The sequence below is a fragment of the Streptomyces sp. NPDC001027 genome, assembly GCF_040299045.1.
Lineage (GTDB): Bacteria > Actinomycetota > Actinomycetes > Streptomycetales > Streptomycetaceae > Streptomyces.
Genome location: NZ_JBEPBI010000343.1, coordinates 1 through 6364 on the forward strand (window position 1 = coordinate 1; position 6364 = coordinate 6364).

The window sequence follows — 6364 nt, forward strand, 5'->3', positions numbered from 1 at the left end:
TGACCGGGGTGAGATGGCGGGCCGCGGCCGCCATGACGATGCGCCCGACGGCGCCGTTGCCGGTGTAGAAGACGTGGTCGAAACGCTGGTCCAGCAGTGCCGTCGTCTCCGGCACGCCTCCCTCGACGACGGCCACGGCCTGCGGGTCCAGGACCTGGGGCAGCCAGTGGGCGAGCACGGCCGAGGTCGCCGGGGCGACCTCGCTGGGCTTGAGGACGACGCAGTTGCCGGCCGCCAGAGCGCCGATGAGCGGTGCCAGGGCCAGGTTCAGCGGGTAGTTCCAGGGGCTGATGATCAGCACCGTGCCCAGCGGCTCGCGCACCGTCCAGGCCCGGGCCGGCAGGAGTGACAGGGGGACGGAGACCCTGCTCGGGCGCAGCCACCGGTCGAGGCGGCGCAGGGTGTGATCGATCTCCCTGACGAGGAAGCCGATCTCCGTGACGTGGGACTCGGTCGCGCTCTTGCCGAGGTCGGTGTGCAGCGCCTGCGCGAACACTTCCTGATGCTCGGTCAGCAGAGCGCGCAGTGCTCGAAGTTGTTGTTTGCGCCAGGACAGAGGCTTGGTACGGCCTGTGCGGAAGACAGCGTGCAGGCGGGCAACGGTCGCCGCCGCCTGATCTGCCGGGGAGTCGATGTCCACGTGGGTGTTGGTCGCCATGTTCCCGAGCATATACGAAACGAAATCATTTCGTTTCGTATGAGTGTATGCTTTCCGCTGTGACCTCTCCCACGCACCCCGCACCCGTCGCACCGACCGGTAGCCCCGGCCTGTACCTGTGCCCGCGGCGTTGTGCGCCTTCGGGAGCCAACCGATGACCGGGGCGGCGGGACGCCGAGGGCGCCCTCGGGACGCCTCGCGGGACCGTGCGCTGCTGGAGGCGACGCTGGTCGTGCTGAGCGAGAGCGGCTACGGCGGGCTCACCACCGCCGCCGTGGCCGCCCGCGCCGGCGTCTCCACGGCCACCCTCTACCGCCGCTGGCCGTCCAAGGAGGTCCTGGTCGTCGCAGCCGCCGCGGCCTACGCCCAGGAGCTCACCGCGGCCACGGACACCGGTGCCCTCGAAGGCGACCTGCGTGCCCTGCTCCGGGCCAAGGCGGCCTCCATGACCGGCAAGGAGGGAGGGGTGCTGCGGTCCCTGATCGCCGAGGCCGCACACAACGCCGCTCTGGCGGAGGCCCTCACGAACACCTTCGTGACGCCTGTGCGCGAGCGCATGGAACAGATCGTGCACCGCGCGGCCGACCGGGGCGAGATCTCACCGGTCGAGGACGCCGGCCTGCTCGGCGACCTGGTGATCGGCCCCATGATGAGCAGGTTCTTCCTCACTCCGCTGATGCCGGACGACGTCGACGAGGAGTCCGCGGCGGAGACGGCCGACCGCCTGCTGCCCTTCCTCATGCGCGCCGTCGGGGCGCAAACACACGGGTGAGCGCCGCACATCCCTGTGCTCGCCGCAGAGACGTCCGGGAATTGCACAGGGCAGAGCTCTGATTCCAAGACCGATGCGGGCAGCTCAGCCGACCCGTCAATAGAGAGGGAGACCCGTGCGGATTTCTCGTCTCCTGAAGAGCACGCTCACGGCGGCGGTAGCGACTGCGGGGTTGGTGGTGTTTGATGCGTCTCCGACGCTGGCGATTCAAGATGCCACTGTCCATGCCTTGCAGTGCGGGTTCGAGTACTGCCCCTCTGCAGGGTACGGGTGGTTCCATGCCGATCCGGCCGGAAGTCTGCCCGGTGACGCGCTGAAAGCCTGCGACCTGCACGCCGACAGGCTCGGGATAAAGGCGTGGCTGTATAATCGAGACACCGGCAAGGTCATTCGCACCGCCAGTACCGCAGGTCACGCTTCGCCCTATTGCACGGGTTGGAAAACCGGTGACCTTCCGGAGCAGACTCGGGTCTGGGTCGAAGTCTGCAAGGTGTCGGGCTCGGCGAAGGTCGCATGCGCTTACGGTTCAGAGGGGTGGAGTTGACGGCTTTCTCACCGGTGCGATCCGCCCGGGCGCGTATTCACCCATTCGCTTAGCCTCGAAGTTTCGTGACGGTCCGCCGACGAAGTCGGTGGACCGTTTTCGTGTTGGTCTTCGTGGTGGGTGTTTCCCGCCTGGTTGGGTGGGGGTCGGGGTCTGAGCTTGTTCCGCCTTGACGGACGCCATCGGTGTGGGGGTGGAAGGGTCCCGGTGACAACGAGCCTGCCTATGTGACACCGGCGATCTGCTCCGGGCTCCACTCCATGTCCAGTTCGGACTGCACCTCTGCTTTGAGCTCGGAATCCATGGACAGCTTGGAACGTCGGGGACGTCCGGCCCGTTCGCGGCCGCGCAGTGGGCCAGGTCGGCGTCGTACCTGCCGTAGTCGTGCGGGCGGCTGTTGCGCCGTAACTCCCGGCTGACCGTCGACAGTGCCCGTCCGAGCAGGCCGACCATCTCCCGGATCGCCAGGCCGCGACCACGCAGCGAGGCGATCCTCCGACGCTCCAGCAGCGACAGGTACCGGCCCGAACGCGAGGCTTCCGTAAGGTAGTCCGGTTGCAGGCCACCGTTCTCCGCTCGCCACCGGTAGCCCGTCTTGCGCCCGATCCCAAGGCGCCTGGACGCCCCTGTCGGCGGCCAGTCGAAACCCTGCTGCTCCGAGCGGGCGCGCAGCACGGTGAGCACCGGGCAGAGCTTCTCCCTGGTCAGCGGCTCCTCGGGGCTGACCCGGTCCGTCTGGACCAGGATGAGCGAGGTGCCGGCGGGCACCGGGAAACCAGCGTGCTCCGCGACCCACTCGGGGCTCTGCCCGACAGAGGCGGCGTTGACCTTGGGCTCACAACCCGCACCCGCGGTGTCCGCAGGGAACAGGAAGGTCCCCGGCTTCGCCTGCTCCTCGGCGGTCGTCACGCGGCGTGCAGCGTGCGGAACTCGGCGAGCGCCGGGTCGTAGATCTCGTCGTCCAGGATGACGGCCTGCTCGGAGGCGCAGATCATGCCGTTGTCGAACGACTTGGACAGCACCGGGTCGTTGACGGCGCGGCGAGGCCTGGCGCTCCTGTGGACGTACGCGGGGAGTTGCCGGCCCCGACCCCCAGGGCGGGCTTGCCCGGCGAGTAGGCCGCCTTGACCATCGCGTTGCCGCCCGTGGCGAGTATCAGCGACACGCCCGGGTGGCGCATCAGGGCGCCGGTCGCCTCGACGGACGGAGCCTCGATCCACTGGATGCAGTGCTCGGGGGCTCCCGAGGCGAGGGCGGCGTCGCGCAGGAGTGACCGCGCACACCAATGTCCTCGAAGTTGACGTTCCGTCCCTGGTGCGGGCGTCGGGCACCGGCCCGTCGGGGGGAGGGGTTGCGGGTCAGGCTGCGGTGGCGGGCTGCGCGGTGGCGGCCGGGGCGGCGGCGGGCAGGGCGGTGCGGGGCCGCAGGAGGAGGCAGACCAGGGCGCCGGCGATCAGGACGGCGACCGGCAGGATCGCGGTGGTGTGCAGGGTGGCGGTGAAGGCGGCGGCGTAGGTCTTGCCGGTGGCGAGTTCGGCCGCGAGGCGGCCCTGCACCAGCGCGCCGACCGCGGCGGCGCCGATCACCGAACCGGTCTGCCGCACCGTGTTGTTCACGCCGGAGGCGGCGCCTGCGAGGTGGCGCGGCACGTTCCGCATGGCTTCGGTGGACATGGGGGCGATGATGCAGCCGACGCCCAGACCGGTCAGCAGGGTGGCGGGCAGGAACGCGAACCAGGCAGTGCCCGGTGCGGCGATGCAGGCGATGGCGATGATCCCGGCTGCGTAGCAGATGAGCCCGGTGAGCAGGAGGTACTTGCCGCCGATACGGTCGGCGAGGCGTCCGGCAAACGGGCCGACGGTCATGGACACCAGCGACGACGGCGCGAGCACCAGCCCGGCCTTGACCGCGCTGAGGTGGAGCACCGACTGCAGGTAGAGGTTGAAGGGCAGGACCAGGCCGAGCATCGCGACGGAGACCAGACCGACCAGAACGGTCATCGAGGTGAAGTTGCGGTCGCGGAACAGGGCGAAGGGGACGAGCGGTTCGCGGTCCTGACGTCGGCGCTGGTGGAGCAGGAAGGCGGCGGCGAGCGTGGCCCCGGCGGCGAGCAGCGCCCAGATCCCGGCGCCCCAGTGGTAGCTCTCGCCCTCCTGCAGGCCGAAGGCGAGGCAGAACAGGGCGCCGGTGGCGAGCCCGACGCCGGTGAGGTCGAAGCGGTGGGCGCGGCCGGGCCGGATGTCGGGGACGACGAGGAAGGTCAGGACGAGGGCGGCGACTCCGATCGGCAGGTTGACGAAGAAGATCCAGCGCCAGTCGAGGGCGGAGACCAGGAAGCCGCCCAGCGTCGGCCCGGACAGGGTGGCGAGACCGGCGACCGTGCCCCAGATGCCCATGGCGGTGCCGCGCCGTTCGGCTGGGAAGACCGCGACGATCAACGTCATCGTCTGAGGGGTGAGGAGGGCCGCGCCCAGGCCCTGGACGACGCGGGCCGCGATCAGGGCCGTCGGAGTGGGGGCGAGGCCGCAGGCGAGGCTGGCCAGGGTGAAGACGGCGAGACCGACCGCGAACAGGTTCCGCGGTCCGCGAAGGTCGCCGAGCCGGCTGGCCGTGATGATCAGGGCCGAGAGAGTCAGCGCGTAACCGCTGACCGTCCACAGGGTCTGGCCGAGCGTGGCACTCAGCCCGTCCATCATGTCCGGGATCGCGATGTTCACGATGGTGAGGTCCAGCAGGGTCATGAAGAACCCGAGCGACAGCGTCACCAGGACGGCCCAGGGGTTCGCTCGCCACTTTCGCACAGTCCTGCTCCTTTTCTCGGCCCGGCGGTCTCCGGGTGCCTGCAACGAAGGTAACTCATCTGTCTTGATGCATCAAGAAAGATGTATCAAGCAGAATGTATCATTCGTGATGCATTTGGGGTAGCCTAGGCCCATGAATGGAGTCGAGCTCTTCCTTCTCGGGCGCACCCTGATGAAGATCGGCGAAACCGCGATGCCCGAACCCGAAGGCGGCAGCGGCCGGTACGGCGGCAGCACCCGCGCCGTGCTCATCGTCGCCAGCGACGTCGCCGCCCACCCGGACAGCGCCGTGGGGGAGATCGCCTCCCGCACCGGCCTGCCCCAGAGCCAGGTGTCCACCTCTGTCGCGCGCCTCAAGGAAGCCGGCGCCGCCATCACCGCCCCGGACCCCGCAGACCGTCGCCGCCTCCTCGTTCGTCAGGCCCCCGAACTCTCAGCCCGCGTCATGAAGGTCAGAGCCGGAACGATCGAGGACGCGCTCGCCGCCGCCCTCGCCGACAGCACACCCGAGGACCGTAAGGAGGTCGCAGACGCCCTGGAAGTGCTGGCCCGCCACCTCTCGCCGCGCACCTCGGCCCGCGCCCGCACCCGCGACAAGGCTCCGCAGTAACGCGGCCTGCGAGGACGTCGGCTCTTCGTCCTTTGAGCTTGCCGTCCATACAGATCGACCTTGGATGTGTCCCCTTCTTGTGGCGGACGGAGCGGCTCTACGCCTCACCGCCGACGAGGACTGACTGGGCCCTCCGCATGGCGGGTGGCAGGGCCGTGGTTCCTCGAGCCGAGCGGTCCGCCGGGACCGGGGCGGGACGGCTTCGGCGCACCGGCTGGAGGCGTCCTCCGCTCAGCCGGACCCAGCCGGCCGATGGACACGTTCAGACTCCGGGCCTGCACGCAGGTCAAGGAGTGACAGGGCTTTCGTTCGCAGCCCCTCGGACGAAAGGGTGGCTGCGCAGAGCTGACATGTTGCAGCTGACACGGCCATCCCCGTCATCCCGCCCTCCGCATAGAGGCCGACGAAGTCGGGCGGTGGCCGGAGCTTCCTGATCATTCTCAGGTTGTTCGCCGAACCACATGGACCACGGCTCACCTGGCTGCCTATGTCCTGGTGCACGAAGTGGCAGCCGGGCACGCTAGTTTGCCTGTATGAGTCTCCTCGATGATGTGGCTGAACGTGACGGCTGGCGGTGCTGGGTGTGCGACGAGCCGGTCGACCCCGACAAGTCGGTGAACGACCCGCAGGGGCCCAGCGTTGACAGTCGGACCGCAGACCGGAAGGCCAAGGTCACCGAGCGGCTCGCGCACCGCGGGTGCAACACCCGCAAGGGTGCGGTGAAGGCGGTCATCGCCTGGCCGGACCACCTGTACGTGGTCGAACCCGCGCCGCTGATCGGCGTTGCCGCGAGGCTGGAGCGCAAGGGAGGCCGTGAGGTGGTGGGCCGTTGCCCGACCAGGCAGGACGCCCAGGCAGCGGCGGAGTGGCTGGTGGACCGGTTCTCCCGACTGGTACCGGGACTGCCGGTGACCGCCGACATCGAGGCGGGCGGCGGTCAGTTCCTCGTCGTCCTGGCCACGGGCCGCCGCTGACCGGG

At 69.5% G+C, this 6364-nt stretch carries 7 protein-coding genes and 1 pseudogene; 4 read left to right on the plus strand and 4 right to left on the minus strand.

Going from position 1 to position 6364, the window contains the following annotated elements; all coding sequences use genetic code 11:
* The coding region (locus tag ABT300_RS40015; RefSeq protein ID WP_351686898.1) for an aldehyde dehydrogenase family protein at window positions 1-658 on the minus strand (658 nt) is incomplete at its 3' end.
* 154 nt (window positions 659-812) lie between these two features.
* On the opposite strand from ABT300_RS40015, the gene ABT300_RS40020 reads away from it, so the two are divergent.
* Complete coding sequence (locus ABT300_RS40020) at window positions 813-1430, plus strand: TetR/AcrR family transcriptional regulator (protein WP_351686907.1); 618 nt, start codon at window positions 813-815, stop codon at window positions 1428-1430.
* A gap of 115 nt (window positions 1431-1545) precedes the next feature.
* Window positions 1546-1974 (plus strand): hypothetical protein, encoded by a 429-nt coding sequence (locus ABT300_RS40025; protein WP_351686909.1) that lies wholly within the window; start codon window positions 1546-1548, stop codon window positions 1972-1974.
* Here the strand turns inward: ABT300_RS40025 and ABT300_RS40030 are convergent.
* From ABT300_RS40030 to ABT300_RS40040, 3 genes and pseudogenes are all read right to left on the minus strand, one after another.
* On the minus strand, window positions 1957-2580 hold the full coding sequence (locus ABT300_RS40030) for a helix-turn-helix domain-containing protein (RefSeq protein WP_351686920.1): 624 nt from the start codon (window positions 2578-2580) through the stop codon (window positions 1957-1959). The two genes, ABT300_RS40025 and ABT300_RS40030, sit on opposite strands and share 18 nt — an antisense overlap.
* 33 nt (window positions 2581-2613) lie before the next feature.
* Window positions 2614-3253: pseudogene (locus tag ABT300_RS40035) on the minus strand (aldehyde dehydrogenase family protein); the annotation flags it as partial.
* A gap of 79 nt (window positions 3254-3332) precedes the next feature.
* Window positions 3333-4775 (minus strand): DHA2 family efflux MFS transporter permease subunit, encoded by a 1443-nt coding sequence (locus ABT300_RS40040; RefSeq protein WP_351686912.1) that lies wholly within the window; start codon window positions 4773-4775, stop codon window positions 3333-3335.
* Window positions 4776-4908: 133 nt separating this feature from the next.
* Between ABT300_RS40040 and ABT300_RS40045 the strand changes: the two genes are divergently transcribed.
* A complete protein-coding gene (locus ABT300_RS40045; RefSeq protein ID WP_351686915.1) occupies window positions 4909-5385 on the plus strand; it encodes a MarR family transcriptional regulator in 477 nt (158 codons plus the stop codon).
* A 533-nt stretch (window positions 5386-5918) separates the two neighbouring features.
* Window positions 5919-6359 (plus strand): response regulator, encoded by a 441-nt coding sequence (locus ABT300_RS40050; protein ID WP_351686917.1) that lies wholly within the window; start codon window positions 5919-5921, stop codon window positions 6357-6359.
* Window positions 6360-6364: the final 5 nt, after the last annotated feature.

Coding starts and splice junctions, on each gene's coding strand:
- ABT300_RS40045 (WP_351686915.1), top strand. CDS start 4,909: ATGAATGGAGTCGAGCTCTTCCTTCTCGGGCGCACCCTGATGAAGATC.
- ABT300_RS40020 (WP_351686907.1), top strand. CDS start 813: ATGACCGGGGCGGCGGGACGCCGAGGGCGCCCTCGGGACGCCTCGCGG.
- ABT300_RS40050 (WP_351686917.1), top strand. CDS start 5,919: ATGAGTCTCCTCGATGATGTGGCTGAACGTGACGGCTGGCGGTGCTGG.